At 37.7% G+C, this 19,950-nt stretch carries 17 protein-coding genes; 6 read left to right on the forward strand and 11 right to left on the reverse strand.

Annotation, left to right across the window (positions count from 1 at the left end):
- The first annotated feature begins 147 nt into the window (after positions 1 to 147).
- Positions 148 to 1,512 carry a tetratricopeptide repeat protein gene (locus D8M05_RS06940; protein ID WP_121130022.1) on the forward strand — a complete coding sequence of 455 codons (1,365 nt, stop codon included), beginning with the start codon at positions 148 to 150 and terminating at the stop codon, positions 1,510 to 1,512.
- A 100-nt stretch (positions 1,513 to 1,612) separates the two neighbouring features.
- The gene (locus D8M05_RS06945; RefSeq protein ID WP_121130114.1) at positions 1,613 to 2,590 is read left to right on the forward strand and encodes a GTPase; all 978 of its coding nucleotides are present in this window, start codon (positions 1,613 to 1,615) and stop codon (positions 2,588 to 2,590) included.
- A 93-nt stretch (positions 2,591 to 2,683) separates the two neighbouring features.
- On the opposite strand, the gene D8M05_RS06950 is transcribed toward D8M05_RS06945, so the two are convergent.
- Positions 2,684 to 3,616, reverse strand: a complete 933-nt coding sequence (locus D8M05_RS06950) for a DUF4349 domain-containing protein (RefSeq protein WP_183072729.1) — start codon at positions 3,614 to 3,616, stop codon at positions 2,684 to 2,686.
- A gap of 196 nt (positions 3,617 to 3,812) precedes the next feature.
- On the opposite strand from D8M05_RS06950, the gene D8M05_RS06955 reads away from it, so the two are divergent.
- Positions 3,813 to 4,484 carry a CAP domain-containing protein gene (locus D8M05_RS06955; protein ID WP_121130026.1) on the forward strand — a complete coding sequence of 224 codons (672 nt, stop codon included), beginning with the start codon at positions 3,813 to 3,815 and terminating at the stop codon, positions 4,482 to 4,484.
- 204 nt (positions 4,485 to 4,688) lie between these two features.
- On the opposite strand, the gene arsC is transcribed toward D8M05_RS06955, so the two are convergent.
- The 4 genes from arsC to D8M05_RS06975 all read right to left on the reverse strand — a co-directional run bounded on the left by arsC (position 4,689) and on the right by D8M05_RS06975 (position 8,902).
- On the reverse strand, positions 4,689 to 5,108 hold the full coding sequence (gene arsC, locus D8M05_RS06960) for an arsenate reductase (thioredoxin) (protein WP_121130028.1): 420 nt from the start codon (positions 5,106 to 5,108) through the stop codon (positions 4,689 to 4,691).
- Positions 5,109 to 5,166: 58 nt separating this feature from the next.
- The gene (locus D8M05_RS06965) at positions 5,167 to 6,459 is read right to left on the reverse strand and encodes an arsenic transporter (RefSeq protein WP_121130030.1); all 1,293 of its coding nucleotides are present in this window, start codon (positions 6,457 to 6,459) and stop codon (positions 5,167 to 5,169) included.
- A gap of 15 nt (positions 6,460 to 6,474) precedes the next feature.
- Positions 6,475 to 6,819 (reverse strand): ArsR/SmtB family transcription factor, encoded by a 345-nt coding sequence (locus D8M05_RS06970; protein ID WP_245985234.1) that lies wholly within the window; start codon positions 6,817 to 6,819, stop codon positions 6,475 to 6,477.
- A gap of 679 nt (positions 6,820 to 7,498) precedes the next feature.
- Positions 7,499 to 8,902 carry a SpoVR family protein gene (locus D8M05_RS06975; RefSeq protein ID WP_121130118.1) on the reverse strand — a complete coding sequence of 468 codons (1,404 nt, stop codon included), beginning with the start codon at positions 8,900 to 8,902 and terminating at the stop codon, positions 7,499 to 7,501.
- A 214-nt stretch (positions 8,903 to 9,116) separates the two neighbouring features.
- Here D8M05_RS06975 and ymzB point away from each other — a divergent pair, with 214 nt between their 5' ends.
- Positions 9,117 to 9,464: a protein YmzB gene (gene ymzB / locus D8M05_RS06980; protein ID WP_121130032.1), complete on the forward strand. Its 348-nt coding sequence runs from the start codon at positions 9,117 to 9,119 to the stop codon at positions 9,462 to 9,464.
- 76 nt (positions 9,465 to 9,540) lie between these two features.
- Here ymzB and yhbH read toward each other — a convergent pair whose 3' ends face one another.
- Positions 9,541 to 10,707 (reverse strand): sporulation protein YhbH, encoded by a 1,167-nt coding sequence (gene yhbH, locus D8M05_RS06985; RefSeq protein ID WP_121130034.1) that lies wholly within the window; start codon positions 10,705 to 10,707, stop codon positions 9,541 to 9,543.
- Positions 10,708 to 10,884: 177 nt separating this feature from the next.
- Positions 10,885 to 12,777, reverse strand: a complete 1,893-nt coding sequence (locus D8M05_RS06990) for a PrkA family serine protein kinase (protein WP_121130036.1) — start codon at positions 12,775 to 12,777, stop codon at positions 10,885 to 10,887.
- 219 nt (positions 12,778 to 12,996) lie between these two features.
- Here D8M05_RS06990 and D8M05_RS06995 point away from each other — a divergent pair, with 219 nt between their 5' ends.
- Entirely contained in the window at positions 12,997 to 14,517 is a 1,521-nt protein-coding gene (locus tag D8M05_RS06995) for a Ppx/GppA family phosphatase (RefSeq protein ID WP_121130037.1), read from the forward strand.
- 95 nt (positions 14,518 to 14,612) lie between these two features.
- Positions 14,613 to 16,706, forward strand: coding sequence for an RNA degradosome polyphosphate kinase (locus D8M05_RS07000; protein WP_121130039.1), 2,094 nt, complete (start codon positions 14,613 to 14,615; stop codon positions 16,704 to 16,706).
- 450 nt (positions 16,707 to 17,156) lie between these two features.
- Here the strand turns inward: D8M05_RS07000 and D8M05_RS19990 are convergent, their stop codons facing one another.
- The 4 genes from D8M05_RS19990 to D8M05_RS07015 all read right to left on the reverse strand — a co-directional run bounded on the left by D8M05_RS19990 (position 17,157) and on the right by D8M05_RS07015 (position 19,922).
- Entirely contained in the window at positions 17,157 to 17,795 is a 639-nt protein-coding gene (locus D8M05_RS19990) for a hypothetical protein (protein WP_183072730.1), read from the reverse strand.
- A gap of 76 nt (positions 17,796 to 17,871) precedes the next feature.
- On the reverse strand, positions 17,872 to 18,171 hold the full coding sequence (locus D8M05_RS07005; RefSeq protein WP_121130041.1) for an iron-sulfur cluster assembly accessory protein: 300 nt from the start codon (positions 18,169 to 18,171) through the stop codon (positions 17,872 to 17,874).
- Positions 18,172 to 18,267: 96 nt separating this feature from the next.
- Complete coding sequence (locus D8M05_RS07010; RefSeq protein WP_121130043.1) at positions 18,268 to 18,714, reverse strand: hypothetical protein; 447 nt, start codon at positions 18,712 to 18,714, stop codon at positions 18,268 to 18,270.
- Positions 18,715 to 19,100: 386 nt separating this feature from the next.
- Positions 19,101 to 19,922, reverse strand: a complete 822-nt coding sequence (locus tag D8M05_RS07015) for an aldo/keto reductase (protein ID WP_121130045.1) — start codon at positions 19,920 to 19,922, stop codon at positions 19,101 to 19,103.
- Positions 19,923 to 19,950: the final 28 nt, after the last annotated feature.

Below are 19,950 nucleotides of genomic sequence, written 5' to 3' on the forward strand. Positions count from 1 at the left end.
TTATCGTACTCCTCTTTTTTATTACTAGGTGCTAACTTCTACCCATTATATCAGATAATAATATTAATAGTAAGATGAAAGGATATATTTTGTTCGTGCGAAGCATCTTATGTTATCATTAGATATGTAACTAAGGGAGGTAATGTAATGAAACGTAACCAATTTCAAGTCCAATCAAACAAAAAGCATCTCACCTTAACAGCAGAAAAACTTGTCGTTTATAAGCAAACAATAATTATTGAGGCAACCGACCGTTCAGCAAATACATATTACAGCATTTTTTATAAAAATAATTTTATAAACGGTGTAAAAGCAAATAAAATTAGGATCAATTCCTATATTTATCGAGCATTAAGGGACGGAATTTCCTTTTCAGGTACACATCCACTTAGTCTTCAACTACTCTCAAGGCAAAATACTATTCATTTTATCAAGTTTAATCAATTAATTAAAAACGTAGAAAAATCCTACTCCATGACAGAAGTCGCACTCATCTTCCTATTCTTTGATTCCTTCACAAAACAAGGTTCCAGCAATAAACTTTTTCAAAAAACATTCTATCATTTCCGTAGAAACGGAAAAAATCTTAAAGCGTATCGAGCGCTAAAATCCTATAAAAATTACAATCCCAAAAGTAGATTTGCACATGACATGATGCACAATATTGAGTTCCAACGTTACGAACAGATGTATAGCGATTTAGAGAGCCTTTACGAGAAAGACCCGAACTACGTTGAGCTTGTTTGTTTCGATGACCGCTCTAATCCAACCTCCTCTAACGTTTTGTTTCAATTATATAAAGACCAAAACCGATGGATTGATGAACTAGCTGTTCGGATCGAACGATTACAGCATCAATTCTCAATAGATAACGAAGCTGCAATAGGGGAATTGATTAAGGACCTTTCGATCGATGATCAAATCCTCATTCGAAAAGAGTTGGTTCGAAATAATAATAAAGCAGTGTTGCAATCAAAATTACTCGATACGTTACTTGAAAGTAATCATTCAAATGAAATTGTTCAATTTACGATGAACACGAATTACAAACCAACAGCAGAACAATTGCTTGTGATTAGTGATCATTTTAAAAAAGCAGATCCGTCTGTTCTTGCATCCCATTTTGACAAATCAAGTAAACGATTGATGAAACTTGCTATTAAGGACGGTTCTACCTTAGAAAAAATGAGTATTCCTTTTGTCTCTTCCTTTCTAAAAAGTCATGATTTAAATGAAATTATAGAGTGGTTTGAGCCCTTTCACAGTAAAGAAATTCATCTGCCTATTGAGCAAAAGATTGCAAAGATGCAGCAATTTGCAGATGATCCTGACAAGCAATTTGCCTTAGGCGAGTTGTATCTAGACTTTCATCAATTGGAGAAATCCATTGACTGCTTCAAATGGGAAATGGAGCTCAACCCAAATAACCCGAAACCCATCCAATACTTAATAAAAATTTACCAAGAAATAGGCAAACCCGAAGAAGCCAAAGCCTACCAACAACTACTTTAATTAGGGTGCCTGTCACTTGTCGAAGTTTGTCTATATATGTCGAAAATTGAATAGTAACAGGCACGAATGTGGGAATATAGGGGCAAGGAGTGTGATTGCTTTGGCGGAATTTAATGAAAAAGAATTTAATAAAGCATTTGATCAAGAAGCGGACAAGGTACAAGCTCAAGCAAATGCCAAAATATTATTCGCAATGATTGGTGACGTGAATAGTGGGAAATCATCAACGATAAACCAAATTACCGGTGATGAAGTAGCCCGTGTTGGTGCCCGGCCTGGCGAAACCGTCCAAATCGATTTCTATCAATACACGGATGACATAACATTCGTAGACACACCCGGTCTAGATGATATTAATAACAAAAACTCAAGGGAAACGATGAAGTTTTTCAAAGAAGCAGATATTATTTTGTTTTTCCTAAATGCAGCAGGTACCGTTTTTTCTGAAGGTGAGAAGAAATCCTTTGAATTGATTCGTAAACAAAATAAGGATATTCTCTTTGTTTTAAATAAGATTGATGCTGCAGAAGATATTCCTGCACTCGTTAAGTACATTAAATTACACACAGATAATAAATATAAAGTTATCCCGATTTCTTCAAAGACTGGAGAAAATATCGATAAACTGAGAAGTGAGATATTAGATATTCTTGAAAAAAAGCACAAAGACATTAAGTTCGCGAAAACCATTCAAGCGAAATACCCGATTGCAAAGAAATGGATACTGAGTGCATCCGCTTCTGCAACTGCGATTGGTGCTGCACCAGTTCCAGGATCTGATTTTATTCCATTAACAGCAATTCAGGTTGGTCTAATGATAAAATTGGCAGCATTATATGATAAGCCTTTATCCAAGAAACGGGCGAAGGAATTAATTATTGCCACCATTACGGGCAATATTGGAAAGACAATGTTTCGTCAAGTGGTGAAATTTGTTCCTGGGGCGGGCTCGATTGCTGGTGGTAGTATTGCAGGCGGGATGACACTTGCATTAGGCTATGCAGTTAGGTATGCCTATGAAAACGATTTGGAACTTAATGTCAGCACACTGAAAAGCTTGTATAAAATGTATCGTTAGGTGCCTGTCACCCCTCAGATTTTGTCAAATATTGTCGACGGATAGTGAGGGGTGGTTGGCAACTATTTAGTCATATTGCTAAGGCACTCTAATTTATGATTGTTTTTCTCCCCTTCTCTTCTTTCTTATAAAGAAAAACACAATAACACCAACAATGATTAAAGGTATAAAGATAGGCAAGTTTCCAATTAGAAACACAAATAGACTAGAAAAAGCTGCTATTAAAAAGTTAATACTCTTAAGGAATTGTTGCTTTGTTTTTTCCCACGTATTTAACTCATCCTCGTTTATTCCTGTTAGCTTCAAATCATTTTCTTGCATAAAAATTGTTACTGTTGCTAAATCTGCTTTATTTTGTAAATAATTCATCCTACCAAGGATTTCCTCAATCTCCCCTTGTACTTTCGATAAATCACCTGAAATAGCGAGCAAATCCTCTGTTTTCTCTGCTTGCTCCATAAAGCTGAGTAATCGTTCTTCAACAACTCGTTTGGACTTTAGACGGGATTCCAAATCAACAAATTCCTCTGTCACATCCTGACCTGAAACAGAGCTTTCTATGACATCACTACTTCCGTCTTCCACTAATTGAATAAAATCTTGAAAAGAACCTTGAGGAATTCTTGCAGTAATTTGCCCACTCCTTGGGTTATCATCTGCTCCGCCATACATATTTGATTCAACGACATACCCGCCAAAATCCGCTGCCTTCGTCTGTATATCAGTAAATGACTTGTCAAAATCTTTTACTTCAATATTAAGATGTGCTGTATAAATGATTTTACGGTCTGCTTCTTGAGGAGCTACCTCATCTGTCTCGCCTTCATCTGGGAGAGTTTCTGCTTCTTCACTTTTTTCTGCACGATCTTCACTCGAAAAAGAATTCATTTCTCTCTCAACAGCAGCATCTTCTGTTGCCATCTCTACTTCCGCTAAATCACTAGATTCCATCGATTGATCATTGCTACAGGCCGCTAAAAACATTCCAACAAAAACGATAAACAAATAGCATACATATTTTTTCATAGTTACCATTGACCCCCACCTCTTCCAAATAAAAATGTATAAAAACGTACTTCCTATTAATATAGACGACAACGATTGAAGAAGGTTACATGGTAGCTAGCAAAATCCCGACATAAAAATTGTTGTGTCCATACTTTAAATATTTTCCAAAAAAAAAAGCCAAACTACATACATCAAAAGAAAAGGAGCTACTAACATGAGTAAGAAGTATCTTTTATTTTTCATCATGATCCTTTGTGTAGGTCTGGCCGCTTGTGGAAATGACAGCGCTACACAAGATAATACGAGAAACTTTAACATTTCTAGTACTAGCACAAATTCACCTAGTACAGATTTGACAAAGAAGCAAACTCCGGTTCAGCAGGAGCAAGGATCTGGAAATAATTTCAGACCGATTAGCATGCAGTCTGGTGAGGGGAATCAACCTCCTACACAGAACCAGGGTGAGCAACTTTCACCAAATAGGCAAAATCAAAATCAAGACGTTGCATTAACGGAATTTGAACAAGAAGTTGTTCGATTAACCAATCAAGAAAGACGAAGAGCTGGCCTATCCAATTTAGAGGTTGATTCAACCTTAAGTGGTGTTGCTAGGGAAAAGTCAAAGGATATGCAAGCAAATAACTACTTTTCACATACTAGCCCGACATATGGTTCACCATTCGATATGATGGCACAATATGGGGTCACGTATCGTCAGGCTGGAGAAAATATTGCACGCGGACAGAATAGTCCAGAAGAGGTTGTGCGTGCATGGATGAACAGTGAAGGACACCGGGCAAACATCCTAAAGGGTGGGTATACGCATATTGGTGTTGGTTACGTCCAAGATGGAAACTATTGGACACAGATGTTTATACAAAAATAGAATACGGAGTGCGTAATGTTTCCTGAAGTCTATTTAGCTGCACGCGCAAATGTGAACTTTGGCGAATGAATTGTGAACTTCAGCGGAATTATTGTGAACTTCAGCGAGTTCTCTGTGAACTTTGGCAAAAACGCTGTGAACTTCAGCGAATGTCAATAAAAATAGAGCTATGCTCACGAATCGCAGCATAGCTCCAAATATAAATTACTTGCCAGTCTCAGCAAACAATTTAATTCTTTCTCCAACTTCATCACGAACACGTCTAAATACTTCCCAAACTTCTTCTTCAGTTCCTTCTGCTTTTGCTGGGTCATCAAAGCCCCAGTGCTCACGCTTTACGTCTTTTGGTGTGACTGGACACCGATCAGCTGCATCACCACATAAAGTAACAGCCAATGTTGCATTGTTTAAAAATTCCGTGTCAATCTTCTCGGATTGTTGTTCAGAAATATCAATACCGACTTCATTCATTGCTTTTACAGCTTTCGGGTTTAGGCCATGTGCTTCAATTCCAGCACTCCGGACATCCCATTCATCTCCTAGATATTTTTTCGCCCACCCTTCTGCCATCTGGCTTCGGCAAGAATTACCCGTACATAAGAAATAAATCGTTTTTTTAGACATCGTTTCGTTCTCCTTTTTTAGGGGTGCCTGTCACTTGTCGAATTTTGACAGTGCCTAGTCACCGTAATGTTAGATATAATCCTAATAAAGTGATAAATAGGATTGGTATGGTTAAGATAATACCTGTTTTAAAGTAGGTTCCCCATGATATTTTGATGCCTTTTTGCGAAAGAACGTGGAGCCAGACCAAGGTGGCAAGTGAACCGATTGGCGTGATTTTTGGCCCTAAGTCAGAACCAACAACATTCGCGTAAATTAATGCTTCCCGAATCACCCCTGAAGTACTCGTTTCTGCAATTGCTAAGGCATCGATCATAACTGTTGGCATATTGTTCATGATAGATGACAGAAATGCTGCTATAAAACCCATTGCCACTGTTGCTACAAATAACCCTTGATCTGCTGCTGCTTGGATGACATTACTTAAAGCATCTGTTAGCCCAGCATTTCCTAAACCATAAACGACAACATACATCCCGATTGAGAATAGTACGATATTCCATGGTGCTCCCTTTATAACAGCTTTCGTGTTTACTACATCACTTCTTCTTGCCATTAACAAGAAGAAAATTGCAATCGCTCCTGCAACGAAGGACACCGGAAGATGAATGAATTCACTTATGAAATATCCCACTACTAATACTGCCAAAACATACCAAGAAAGCTGGAACATTTTCAAGTCTTTTATAGCTGTTTTCGGATCACTTAATTTTGAGATATCATAGCTTTTCGGGATACTTTTTCTAAAATAAAGATATAATACCGTAATCGTAGCCGTTAGTGAAAATAAGTTCGGAATGATCATTCTTGAAGCATATTCAACAAAGCCGATATCAAAAAAATCAGCTGATACAATGTTTACCAAGTTACTAATGACGAATGGTAATGATGTTGTATCGGCAATAAATCCACTTGCCATAATAAACGGGAAAATCATCTTTTCCTTGAAATCCAAATTCCTTACCATCGCTAAAACAATCGGAGTCAAAATCAGTGCTGCGCCATCATTGGCAAAAAGTGCTGCAACTACTGCGCCTAAAATACTAATATAAATAAACATCTTAACTCCATTGCCTTTAGCAATTCTAGCCATATGAAGTGCTGCCCATTCAAATAATCCAATTTCATCTAAGATGAGTGAGATAATGATAATCGCGACAAATGCAAGTGTCGCATTCCAAACGATTTGCGTTACTTCAATGACATCACTTAACCCAACAACACCTACTAATAAAGCAAGGATTGCCCCACCAATGGCAGTGATACCAATGTCTAATCCCTTAGGCTGCCAAATGACGAGAATAAGGGTAAATAAAAAAATAATAATTGCTAGTATAAGCGTTGCTGACAAAATATTTACCTCCAATTAGCAACAAGAAATGCGTGTACCTTGCTCTTCCAGTTTTTTTAATTTATCGTCTAGATCAGGTACTAGCATGAGAATCTGCTCGATGAAAGGATAGTACTCATTTCCTTTATTAACAGAGTAAAATATCCATTGACCCTTTCTTTCCTCTTTAACCAATCCTACATCCCTTAATTTGCGGAGATGTTGGCTAATCGAGGGCTGACTCATCCTGAAAATCTCAACAAATTCACATACACAGCATTCATGTTTTTCAAGAATCTTCACCATCGACAATCGTGTCTTATCCCCTAAAAGTTTTAAAAGCATCGATGCCTTGTCCATTTCTATTGCCGCTTTTACCAATTTCCACGCACCTACTTTTCATTAGTATATTATCATATAACTATACACTTATATAAGTGAAAAAGCCACCTCAGTGAACTGACATTTCAGTACCTGTCTGTCAATCTTATCTTTTACAGCAAAAAGAGCTTTAAATTCAAGCCCTTTGTTTCATATATTCATTGAACTTTTGTCTTGAAAATTGGTAAGAATTTTAATAACTACATAAAGCAGATGGACGGTTGGCCATCTCCCATAGGAGGGAGATGGTAAAAAATGACGGCATATGAAGCAACCATCATAGCACTAACATCAAGTATCGTTCTATTAAATTGCTTAGCACTTGTTGTGAACATCGTCAAAGAAATGAGAAAAAAGTAACCGTCCAGCCCTCACCCAAAGGATAGGATAGTTACTTTTAATTAATTCTTTATCTTTTTAGTCAGCTGCTCTGGATGCGGCATGTAGTTCCTTTGAACGAGTGCTATAAGTACTCGTTCATTTTTATTATAAATGAAGTTATACTTTATTATACTTTGAATTGCAAATATATTTAGTGATTTTCTGTATGAGAGCTACTTATTCATGAGATTCACACATTTTGTTGCAACTACCTTTTATGTCATCTCTCAAAATTTGCCGAAACCAAAAGAAAAAGCCCAGATTACGTATACGCATCACAAGTCCTTTCCTATAAAGATCACATACTCCGCTTCGTCACTTTATTCCCATCATATGAATAAACAGTCTGTCGGTCCTCAACTATTGTTTCAATATGAACGGTCCTTCCCCACAGCTGATGAATATATGGCAGAACATGCTCTAAATAATTCAAATCAAGTTCGATACCTTCATATCCATGCAACAGATACAACTCGCCATTACGGAGGTAGTCACCATTTTCAACCGTTATATACGGAAACCCACCATTTACGCGCATATTTACGAGCTGATCACGTACTTGTTCATGGTCCTTTTCGGTAATTCTGTAATCTCTACCCTTCTTCTCAAACAAGTACATATCTTCGCGTTGCACGAGTTCTTTCGTTAAGTAATTGCGAATAAAGGAAATATCCGATTCAATCTCTCTTACTTCGAACATCTTCTCTCTCCCAGAACCGGCTGCAACCCCCAACTTACGCATCTCTTCTGTCGGCTTGTTGTACCTTTCCTCGATATCTTCAAAAATCTTTATTCCCAAATAATATGGATTAATTTGCGTTCTTGACGGTTGCACAACACCTGCATTCAATTTTGAGTATTCAATTGTTTCATCTGTCGTTAAATCCATTTCCCTAAGGATTCGCTGATGCCAATATGATGCCCAGCCTTCGTTCATGATTTTCGTTTCGAGCTGTGGCCAGAAATAAAGCATTTCTTCCCGCATCATTGTTAGAATATCACGCTGCCAATCCTCTAACTCACGGCTGTATTCCTCGATGAATAAAAGAATATCTTTTTCAGGATGTGGTGGGAATTTCTTATCTTTTTTAAGCACCCTCTTTTTCCTTTGCTGTGGCTTTTCGCCGATATTCCACAGGTCATCATACGGTGTTTTTGGAATAAAGTCTTCATTGTCGTCCTCATCAGAACGATCATAAGAAAGTTTCGATTTGATAATCGATGGGTCGATATGCTCTTGAATCGAGAGAATTGCATCCAAGAACTTCTCTACTTCATCCTTGCCATAAATCATTTCATAATCAGCAATTCTTTCCGCAGTTGCTGTCATGCTTTCCACCATATCACGTCTCGTGTTTGAAAAACGAACATTGTTTTTGAAAAAATCACAATGTGCTAGAACGTGCGCGATGATTAACTTATTTTGAACCAAGCTATTCGTGTTGAGTAAAAACGCATAACAAGGATCTGAATTGATAACGAGTTCATATATTTGGCTTAACCCAAGGTCATATTGCAACTTCATGCGGTGAAATTGTTTTCCAAAACTCCAATGTGAAAAGCGCGTCGGCATCCCATATGCACCAAATGTATAAATAATTTCTGCTGGACAAATTTCATAACGCATTGTATAGAAATCGAGGCCAAAGCCAGAAGCAATCTCTGTTATCTCCTCAATGGCATAACTTAGCTCCTTTGTCATTGACAATTAGAATCCCCTCCAAAAGTGCTTTTTATAGTTTATGAAACAAAACGTGAATAATGAACCATTTCTTTTTAGGGTGCCTTTACGGTGCCTGTCACTTGTCGGAAATTAGCAGAATTTGTCGGATGCTAAAGGGTGATTGTCACGGATGCAACTTATGCATTATTTGCTGGAAAGGTGGAAATGTTAATAGGTAGGAGGGATGTTGTTTATGGACCAGTATTTCTTGTCGGTTGAAGAATTTAATGCATTGTTAAAGCAATGGAATGGGCGAAAAATAAAAGTAATTAAACATGAATTAGATGACTTTGATGAAACATTGATAGACTTAAGTGCTATTTCTTATGCGAAAGAAACCCGTAGCATCGATGGTTATGAACCAATTTATTCTCTTCATTTAAATGGAAGTGGAGTCATTGAAACAACTGAAAACAATTATCAATCCCTTCCTTCTGAGCTCTATGAAATCCCATTAGAAGAAAATGCACTATATGAATTTGATGGAAATCGCTTTATTGTAAGCACATCAAGAGGTGTGTATTCAATTGAGCTTCTTTAATGCAACAAAGAAATCGGCTAACATCGGCCGATTTCTTTCCAGGCTTCCCATTCGAAAAACCCCCACATCGTGGAGGTTAAACGACTTCAGCTTGTTTAATAAAGAACGTCTTCATTGCTTTATATACATCACGTTTTTCTTTTAAAATATAATGTCTAAACTTCGGATCATCAATGTTTCGGTATGCATTCATTAACGTCGAATACCGATTATAACCATTCACTTCCCCATAGCCAAACATTGCAGATACTTCCATTATTTCATTCACCAAATCAATACATTTTGCATTATCTGATGTGATATTTTCCCCATCGGAAAAATGAAATGGATAAATATTATAACGGGACGGATCATACTTCCCTTCAATTAGTTCTAACGCCTTCTTATAGGCTGACGAACAAATCGTTCCACCACTTTCTCCCTTATTGAAAAAATCATCCTCAGATACAACTTTTGCTTCTGTATGATGGGCAATGAACTGGATATCGACAGATTCATATTTTGTCCGTAAAAATCGTGTCATCCAGAAAAAGAAACTCCTTGCCATATACTTCTCGAAAGTTCCCATGGAAGCACTCGTATCCATCATTGCAATCACTACTGCTTTTGATTCCTGTTTAACAACTTCATTCCATGTTTTAAAACGTAGGTCATCATTATAAATTGGTGTAATTGAATTTTTCCCATCTCTTGCATTTCGCTTTAATGCTGATAGAATGGTTCGTTTTTTATCAATATTACCCATTAGACCTTTTTTACGCACATCATTAAATTCAATTTTCTCAATCGTAATTTCATCTTTTTCCTTTTCCTGTAAGTTCGGTAGCTCGAGGTCCTTAAATAACGCCTCTTCTACTTCCTCAATCGAAACTTCTGCTTCATAATAATCCGTTCCTGGCTGATCACCAGCCTTTTTCCCACGTCCCTGGCCCTGCCCGTTCCCTTGGCCCGGTTCTCTTGCTATAACATCCCCAACCTGACTATCGCCATCGCCTTGGCCAACATGTTTATTCTTATTGTAACTATAGCGTATTTTATATTCATCCAGAGAACGAATCGGGATTTTTACAACTTCTTTACCATTTGACATAATAATACTTTCTTCTGTAACTAAGTCTGGTAAATTATTTTTAATTGCATCTTTAACCTTTTCCTCATGTCTAAGTTGATCCTGATAACCTTTACGATGGAGAGACCAGTCTTCCTGGGAGACAACAAAGTTATGTTCCTTTTTTTCCGTCATTCAACCCTCTCCTGTTTTATTGAATTTTCAGTCTTTTATTATTAATATAAAATGATTAATTCTTTCATTTATTCTATGCAAGTAGAAAATAGATATTGCTACTTTTCTCAGATTAAAAGATAAAACAAGGCTAAATAATGAATTAGCCCTGCTTCTAAAAAGCATTTCATTTATCAATTATCTATTTAACAAACTACCCACATACCGTATTAATTCGTTAGCCGATGTTGAGTTATAACCGTATTCATCAATCAATCTCGCAATGACTTCGTTAACCTTCTTCAATTGTGATTCATCCGGCGTTTTGGATGAGGTAGTGATTTTCACAACATCTTTCAAGTCTGCAAATAGTTTTTTCTGAATCGCTTCTCGGAGACGTTCATGAGAATTATAATCAAAACGTTTCCCTTTTCTCGCAAATGCAGACAATCGAATAAGAATCTCTTCACGGAATGCTTTCTTCGCATTTTCTGAAATCCCAATCTGTTCCTCAATCGAGCGCATTAATTTCTCATCTGGATTCATTTCCTCGCCCGTTAGTGGGTCTCTCAGCTTATTCTTATTACAATAAGCTTCGACATTATCGAGGTAATTATCCATTAACGTTTTCGCTGATTCCTCATAAGAGTAGACGAAAGCTTTTTGTACTTCTTTCTTCGCAATCTCATCATATTCTTTTCTAGCAACCGCAATAAAATTCATATATTTATCTTTATCTTCTTTCGAGATGGATGGATGTGCTTCCAAACCATCCTTTAGAGAACGCAGGACATCAAGTGCATTAATCGATGGGACATCTTTACGAATAATTGTTGAAGAAATACGGTTAATGACATAACGTGGATCAATACCATCCATTCCTTCGTCAGCATATTCCTTCTTAAGTTCATCTACATCAATCTGATTAAAGCCTTCCACACTTTGCCCATCATATAATCTTAATTTCTTCAGCAAGTCTACCCCTTGCTTTTTCGATTCTTTTAATCGCGACAATATAGAAAAAGTAGCAGCAACTTTGAAAGCGTGTGGCGCTACATGAACATGTGCCATGTCGCTTGTTTTGATCATTTTTTCATAAATGCGTTCCTCTTCACTAACACGCAAATTATATGGAATTGGCATGACGATAATTCTCGAGTGAAGTGCTTCATTCTTTTTATTCGAAATGAAAGAACGATACTCCGCTTCATTCGTGTGGGCAACGATCAACTCATCTGCTGAGATAAGTGCAAATCTCCCTGCTTTAAAGTTCCCCTCTTGTGTTAAGGATAATAAATGCCATAAAAATTTCTCATCCGATTTCAAAATCTCCTGAAATTCCATCATCCCACGATTCGCTTTGTTCAGTTCCCCATCAAAGCGATATGCTCTTGGGTCTGACTCTGAACCATATTCTGCAATGGTGGAAAAATCAATACTCCCTGTCAAATCTGCAATATCCTGTGATTTTGGATCTGATGGACTAAATGTACCAATCCCAACACGTTTATCTTCTGAGAAGAAAATACGCTCAACTCTTACATCTTCAATACGATTTCCATAATCCTGCTCTAGTCGCATCGTATTTAATGGAGACAGGCTTCCTTCAATTCGAATGCCATATTCTTTATAAAAATCATCCCGTAAATGATGTGGAATTAAATGAAGTGGATCTTCATGCATGGGGCATCCCTTAATTGCATAAACAGCACCATTATCTGTTCTCGAGTATTGTTCGAGACCACGCTTCAACATACTTACAATCGTTGACTTACCTCCACTAACTGGACCCATTAATAGTAATATTCTTTTTCTAACATCTAACCGCTTAGCTGCTGGGTGGAAATATTCCTCTACTAACTTTTCTAAAGCTTCTTCTAAACCAAAGATCTCATCAGAGAAGAACTTATAATTCTTCACACCATTGTCTTCTATTCCCGCATCTTTAATCATATTATAAGCACGAGAATGGGCTGATTGAGCAACTTCTGGTCTTTCCTTAATAATAGATAAGTATTCAGCAAATGTACCTTCCCATTTTAAACTTTCTTCTTCCTCACGATAGTTCTTTACCTTGCCAAGTATATCCATCTATATTCTCCCTCCATTTAAGTCCAGCGGTTTATAAAGCATATGCACGTACATGGTCCTTCATGCTAAGAAGTTAAGACCTACATAGTCCGACAAAAACCAACATATACTATTACCCGGGAAATTTTTATCTTTTATTGTCATATTCCGCACGTACTATCTATTAGCTGACATCAGATTTAATTACTGATATATTGATAACTAATATGAGGTGATACGATGGAAAAATATTACGCTGTAATTGATATTGGCTCCAACACAATGCGGTTAGTTGTTTACTCGCAAGTAAATACGGGAAGATTACATGAAGTAGAAAATGTAAAAGCTGTAGCAAGATTACGAAATTACCTTGATGCAAAAAGCAATTTGACCGATGAGGGAATTGTACAAATGCTCGGCGTTCTTGACAGTTTCAAAGAAGTATTAAATATCTATTCCCTAGAAGAATTAGCCTGTGTTGCAACTGCAACGATACGTCAGGCCAACAATAATACATTCATTCAGAAAAAGGTAAAACAACAAATTGGCTGGGAAATGCGAATTTTATCGGAAAAAGAAGAAGCATATTATGGGTATTTATCTGTCGTTAATTCGACTTCGATTGAAGAGGGAATAACCGTTGACATTGGTGGCGGAAGTACAGAGGTTACGTATTTTAAGGACCGTGTTATTCAGGAATCTCATAGTTTTCCATTCGGTGCCTTAACATTAAAGCAATTTTTCTCCGATAATAAGCCGGAAACAGCACTCGGGAAATTACAGACATTTCTGTTGGAACAGTTTAGTATACTAGATTGGTTAAAGGAAAGGGAAGTCCCTTTAATCGGAATTGGTGGGAGTGCCCGAAACATGGCACAAATTGACCAAAGTTTGAAGGACTATCCATTAGCAGGACTTCATCAGTACAAGATGAATGATAGTGATATAGCGAAAATATTACATTATTTATCACCATTATGTGAAGAAGAATTACAGAAGGTAGATGGGTTATCTACCGACCGAGCAGATACGATTGTTCCTGCCGTCGCTGTGTTTCACGCTTTATATCAAACCACACAAGCTGACTGCTTTGTTTTGAGTAGAAAAGGATTACGTGATGGTGTGTTTTATGAGAAATCTACGCAAAATCTAAAGGATCATTTGTATCCAAATGTCCTTCAAGATAGCATCAGGGAGTTAATTCATGAATACAGTTTGGATCAGACACAAATTGAATTCATTCAATTTTTAACGAAAAAGCTTTTTAATGGTTTAAAGGAACGAAGGCTTGGATCCCACACGCAAAGAGACTGGGAATTACTAGAAAGGGCATGTTCTGTCTATAACCTGGGAAACTATATTGATTCTGAATCCAGCGCACAGCACACATTTTACCTACTTGCTAACCGGACAATTGATGGCCTAATGCATATTGATCGCTTAAGATTAGCTCTAATTGCTTCCTTTAAGAGTAAGAATACCTTTAAACAGTTTGTAGGTCCCTTCGAGGAGTGGTTTTTAAAAGAAGAAAAAGAAAAACTAAGCGTGTTAGGTGCCTTACTGAAGTTTTCCTACTGCCTTGACGCCACGAAAAGGCAGGTAGTTAAGGATTTAGATATTGAGATGAACGATAGAGAACTTACGATTACCCTTTATTGTGATAAAGACTTTCACCCAGAACAATACCAGACCAATAAACAGAAGAAACATCTTGAAAAAGCATTGCATAAAGATATAAACCTCCAGTTTATATTAGGGTAATGGAGAGAGGACACAAAAACTTTAGAGTATTTTTACATTTCCCTGAATTCTTCTATAGTATAATTAATATATTGTAGTTAAGAAGGTGATAAGAAATGGAAAAAGTGAATGAAGCGATAAGTTTGGACAATCCTTTATATTATAACAACCGGGAATTAAGCTGGTTAGCATTTAATAAACGCGTTCTAGAAGAAGCCTTTGACACAAGAAATCCTCTTCTTGAACAACTAAAATTTATAGCGATCTGTTCATCTAATTTAGATGAATTTTTTATGGTTCGTGTCGCTGGATTAAAGGACCAAGTAAAAGCTGGCTTTAATAAACCAGAGAATAAAGCTGGTTTAACACCAAAACAACAATTAAAAGCAATTGCAGAAGAAAATCATGTGATTGTTGAGCAACAATATAAAGCATTCAAACAATTAGCATCGTTATTAGAGGAAGAAGCTATTTCTCTTATTTCTATCGATGAACTCACCCTGGAAGAAGAGAATTATTTAGAAGCGTATTTTGACGAACAAATCTTCCCTGTTCTCACTCCGCTAGCAATTGATGCTTACCATCCATTTCCAATGCTAATGAATAAATCCATTAATTTAGCCATTGTTCTCGAAGATGTGCGTGATGTAGCTTGTCAAACAAAGAATGCAATCGTACAGGTTCCAGCCTTACTTAATCGATTTATCCGAATTGAAAATAGCCATCGCTATGTTTTACTAGAAGATATTATTTCTCATTTTATTCATAAGTTATTTAAAGGTTATCACGTGAAATCGATCACTGAATTTCGCATTACAAGAAATGCTGACATGACGATTCACGAAGAAGGTGCTCGGGATCTCTTAAAGGAAATTGAGAAGGAAGTTAAAAAGCGAAAATGGGGTGCGGCAGTTCGATTAGAGGTTCGTGATGGGAAGTATGATGATGATGTTATTACATTCTTGCTTCGCGTTTTAGAAATACATGAAAATGATTTATATATTGTTGATGGACCTCTCGATTTTACTTTCCTTTTCGGTTTTGTAAAGGCAGTAGAAGCCCAAGGAGAACATTTAAGCTATCGAACCTTAATTCCGCAACATCCACAAGATATCGACGAGGATGAAACGATCTTTGAAGCTGCAGAAAAAAGAGACATCCTATTACATCATCCATACGAGTCTTTTGAACCTGTCGTAGAACTGATCACGGAAGCTGCGAATGATCCAGATGTTCTCGCAATTAAACAGACCTTATATCGAGTAAGTGGTAATTCTCCAATTATCAATGGGTTGAAACAGGCAGCAGAAAACGGAAAGCAAGTAACCGTTCTTGTCGAGTTAAAAGCACGTTTTGATGAAGAGCAGAACGTCCATTGGGCAAAGGAACTTGAAAAAACTGGTTGTCATGTTATATATGGCATGAATTCCTTAAAGACTCACAGTAAAATAACATTAATTGTTCGCAAACGAAAAGATAAAATTGAGCGTTTTGTTCATTTGGGAACAGGAAATTATAATGATAAAACAGCAGAAGGGTATACCGATATGGGACTAATAACGACAAAGCGCAAGTTCGGTATCGATGCAACAAACTTTTTCAACTACCTAAGTGGATTTACGGAAAAGCCAGATTTTCATCATATATCAATGGCCCCATTTGATATTCATAAAGATTTTATTCAGTACATTGATGAGGAAATTCGCTTCCATCAAAAGAAAGGGAATGGACGGATTATCGCTAAAATGAACTCGTTAACGGACAAGGAGCTTATTAAAAAGTTTTACGAGGCTTCAGCGGCGGGCGTCCAAATTGACTTAATCGTTCGTGGAATTTGTTGTCTGAAGCCTGGAATTGAAGGTGTCAGTGAAAACATTCGTGTACGTAGTATTGTCGGAAGATTCCTAGAACATACCCGTATTTATTATTTCCATAGTAATGGTGACGAAAGAATTTTCCTATCATCTGCTGATTTGATGACGAGGAATATGGCCAAACGTGTAGAATTATTATTTCCAATATACGAAAAGGACCTAAAAATGAGAATCAAAGAAATTTTAACCATCATCTTAAATGATAACGTAAAAGCTAGAGAGCAAACTAGTGACGGAACATACCATTATGTTGAACGTAAACCTGGGGTCGAAGTGATTGATAGCCAAATGACATTATACGATATGGCATATAATGTGTTGGATGATGAGGAATAGTGTTTAAATAGGTGTGGAACCGGCTTTGGGCTGGTTCTTTTTTTGTGTGGTTTTGGGAGGTGGTGTATTGCTCGGGGATGTGGTGGCTTCTCGGGATATAAGCTTTCTTCTCTGGATATAGGCTTTCTTCTCGGGATATATTCTCGCTTCTCGGGATATTCGCTCGCTTCTCGGGATATATTCTCGCTTCTCGGGATATACGCTTTCTTCTCGGGATATACGCTCGCTTCTACGGATATATTCTCGCTTCTCGGGATATAAGCTCGCTTCTCGGGATATAAGCTCGCTTCTCGGGATATACGCTCGCTTCTACGGATATATTCTCGCTTCTCGGGATATACGCTCGCTTCTCGGGATATATGCTCGCTTCTCGGGATATACGCTCGCTTCTCGGGATATATTCTCGCTTCTCGGGATATACACTCGCTTCTACGGATATATTCTCGCTTCTCAGGATATACGCTCGCTTCTCAGGATATATTCTCTCTTCTCGGGATATATTCTCGCTTCTCGGGATATACGCTCGCTTCTCGGGATATATTCTCTCTTCTCGGGATATAAGCTCTCTTCTCGGGATATATTCTCTCTTCTCGGGATATAGGCTTTCTTCTCGGGATATAAGCTCGCTTCTCGGGATATATTCTCGCTTCTCGGGATATAGGCTTTCTTCTCGGGATATAGGCTTTCTTCTCGGGATATACGCTTTCTTCTCGGGATATACGCTCGCTTCTCGGGATATATTCTCGCTTCTCGGGATATACGCTCGCTTCTACGGATATATTCTCGCTTCTCGGGATATACGCTCGCTTCTCGGGATATAAGCTCGCTTCTCGGGATATACGCTCGCTTCTCGGGATATAAGCTCGCTTCTCGGGATATACGCTCGCTTCTACAGATATATTCTCGCTTCTCGGGATATAAGCTCGCTTCTACGGATATATTCTCTCTTCTCGGGATATATTCTCGCTTCTCGGGATATAAGCTCGTCACTCCATCTGTCGATTCTCTTGCTCCATCTGCTGATATCCCGTACAATCTACTGATATTCACGCTCCAAATAAAAATAGAGAAGCAAATGCTCAAAACCATTCGCTTCTCTACTCAGACCTTATTTTAAAGAAAACTCACTCGACTGACTACCTTCTACAGTCAGAGTCCAATTTTTTTAATGATGATGTCCACCTTTTGATGGATTTGTGATAACAAATCCTTGATCATCCACATAGAAATATTGAATCCAAATGCCATCTAAGAAATCTTCACGCGTATCTACAAGAATATCAATATCTTTATCTGTTTGTACAACTTCATCATGCTCACCAGGTGTATCATAGCTAATGCCATAATGTGCATGATCTCCATGAACATGGTCGATATGGATGCGAATCATTTTTCCTTGTGCTTCTTCGGTTTCTAACATTTTTTTCAATTCTTTAGCTGCATTGCGATTAACTTTAACTTTCATTATAATGTCTCCTTTGTCCAGCAATATGGTTACAGTCTATCCAATAATATAACATCTAAAAGTCTCTTGCGCCAAAATTTGGCTTGGAATCTAACATTAGCTATTCTCTAAAACCTCTTCATTATACGCGTCAATAGGATACGCTTTTCCTTCCACAATATAGTATTGTGTCTCCCCACGTTGTACGACCCACGTCATTATTTGGTCTTCATCTATTTGCGTAACAATATAACTCCACTCGTCAAATGTATCATTTAAGCCTTCTGCAATTTCTGGATTCAAATCTTTTTCACGTATTTCCGTCGTATTCATAAATTCAATACCTTTCATGTTAATTGCATCGGTATGGATTTTATCTTTGACTTCAGAAAAAGGTTCATTCTCGAGCATAAATTCCTCTGAAAAATAAGACTCTACCTTTGTATCCTCTTCCATAATTGCTGCTCGGTACATATCTTCAACAATTCTAACGGATGTTGGATTCATGCATCCGCTAAGTAAAAATAGTGTTGATATACCAATGATTACACCTATTTTTTTCATTCTGTGTACTCCTTATGTATGAAAAATAACTACTAAAATTGTAAGCTATTTTTGGAAAAGTTGGAACTAATATGATTTTAATTAATTGTGAAGTTATCAGGGAGGGTCGCTCGAATTTCCCGAGGGGGGCGCGCGATTTCTCAGCGCTGTCGCTCGTATTTCGAGGGGGGGCGTGCGATTTCTCAGCGCTGTCGCTCGTATTTCGAGGGGGGGCGTGCGATTTCTCAGCGCTGTCGCTCGTATTTCGAGGGCTGTCGCGCGATTTTCCAGGGCTGTCGCTCGATTTCCCGAGGGGGGGCGCGCGATTTCTCAGCGCTGTCGCTCGAAATTTGACCTCATAACACAGAAAAACCCCGTAGCATCATACAGCTACAGGGTTAAAAGAATCAATAATCATCTGGATTTGGACCTGTTCGTTCATCTTTATTTAAAGAGCCAATTCGAGTCATTTCCTCATCTGTCAAAGAAAAATCAAAGATATCCGCATTTTCAATAATTCGACTTTCTGTAGCAGATTTCGGAATGGTAATTACATTATTTTGGATATCCCAGCGAAGCACGATTTGTGCAGGCGTTTTCCCATATTTTTCAACTAGCTCTACAATGACTGGCTCATCAAATACGCCACCACGTTTAAGCGGTGCCCAAGCTTCCATCTGAATATCTTCTTTTTCACAAAATGCTTTTACCTCTTCTTGCGTAAGATGTGGATGGTATTCGACTTGGTTAATTACCGGTTTCACTTTGCAATCTTTTAGCAAGTCTTCTAAATGGTAGGTTTGGAAATTACATACACCAATTGCACGAACTTTCCCATCTGCATAAAGCTTCTCCAATGCCCGCCATGTTTCTTTATATTTTCCAGATACTGGCCAGTGGACAAGGTATAAATCAAGATAATCTAAATCTAACTTACGCAAGCTCTCATCAAACGCCTGTAATGTATTCTCACATCCTTGTTGGTCATTCCATACTTTAGATGTTATAAAAATCTCATCTCTAGAAATTCCAGATTCCTTAATCCCTTTGCCTACTGCTTCTTCATTTTTATAGTACGATGCAGTGTCAATTAATCGGTAGCCATTTTTTATCGCTGTTTGTATCGCTTCTACTGTAATATCGTCATCCATTTTATATACACCTAAACCAAAACCTGGCATTTTTACTCCATTGTTTAATGTGACTGTATCCTTAAGACTGCTGATCATGTTGCTTCCTCCTTCTGGTGATTCATTT

This window comes from Oceanobacillus bengalensis, from assembly GCF_003628445.1.
Classification (GTDB): domain Bacteria; phylum Bacillota; class Bacilli; order Bacillales; family Amphibacillaceae; genus Oceanobacillus; species Oceanobacillus bengalensis.

Excerpts from the sequence above, each read along its gene's own strand:
- D8M05_RS06995 (WP_121130037.1), top strand. The coding sequence starts at position 12,997 with ATGGAAAAATATTACGCTGTAATTGATATTGGCTCCAACACAATGCGG.
- yhbH (WP_121130034.1), bottom strand. The coding sequence starts at position 10,707 with ATGACGGAAAAAAAGGAACATAACTTTGTTGTCTCCCAGGAAGACTGG.
- D8M05_RS06950 (WP_183072729.1), bottom strand. The coding sequence starts at position 3,616 with ATGAAAAAATATGTATGCTATTTGTTTATCGTTTTTGTTGGAATGTTT.
- arsC (WP_121130028.1), bottom strand. The coding sequence starts at position 5,108 with ATGTCTAAAAAAACGATTTATTTCTTATGTACGGGTAATTCTTGCCGA.
- D8M05_RS19990 (WP_183072730.1), bottom strand. The coding sequence starts at position 17,795 with ATGGTTTTGAGCATTTGCTTCTCTATTTTTATTTGGAGCGTGAATATC.
- D8M05_RS07010 (WP_121130043.1), bottom strand. The coding sequence starts at position 18,714 with ATGAAAAAAATAGGTGTAATCATTGGTATATCAACACTATTTTTACTT.
- D8M05_RS07005 (WP_121130041.1), bottom strand. The coding sequence starts at position 18,171 with ATGAAAGTTAAAGTTAATCGCAATGCAGCTAAAGAATTGAAAAAAATG.
- D8M05_RS07015 (WP_121130045.1), bottom strand. The coding sequence starts at position 19,922 with ATGATCAGCAGTCTTAAGGATACAGTCACATTAAACAATGGAGTAAAA.
- D8M05_RS07000 (WP_121130039.1), top strand. The coding sequence starts at position 14,613 with ATGGAAAAAGTGAATGAAGCGATAAGTTTGGACAATCCTTTATATTAT.
- D8M05_RS06940 (WP_121130022.1), top strand. The coding sequence starts at position 148 with ATGAAACGTAACCAATTTCAAGTCCAATCAAACAAAAAGCATCTCACC.
- ymzB (WP_121130032.1), top strand. The coding sequence starts at position 9,117 with ATGGACCAGTATTTCTTGTCGGTTGAAGAATTTAATGCATTGTTAAAG.
- D8M05_RS06990 (WP_121130036.1), bottom strand. The coding sequence starts at position 12,777 with ATGGATATACTTGGCAAGGTAAAGAACTATCGTGAGGAAGAAGAAAGT.
- D8M05_RS06975 (WP_121130118.1), bottom strand. The coding sequence starts at position 8,902 with ATGACAAAGGAGCTAAGTTATGCCATTGAGGAGATAACAGAGATTGCT.
- D8M05_RS06955 (WP_121130026.1), top strand. The coding sequence starts at position 3,813 with ATGAGTAAGAAGTATCTTTTATTTTTCATCATGATCCTTTGTGTAGGT.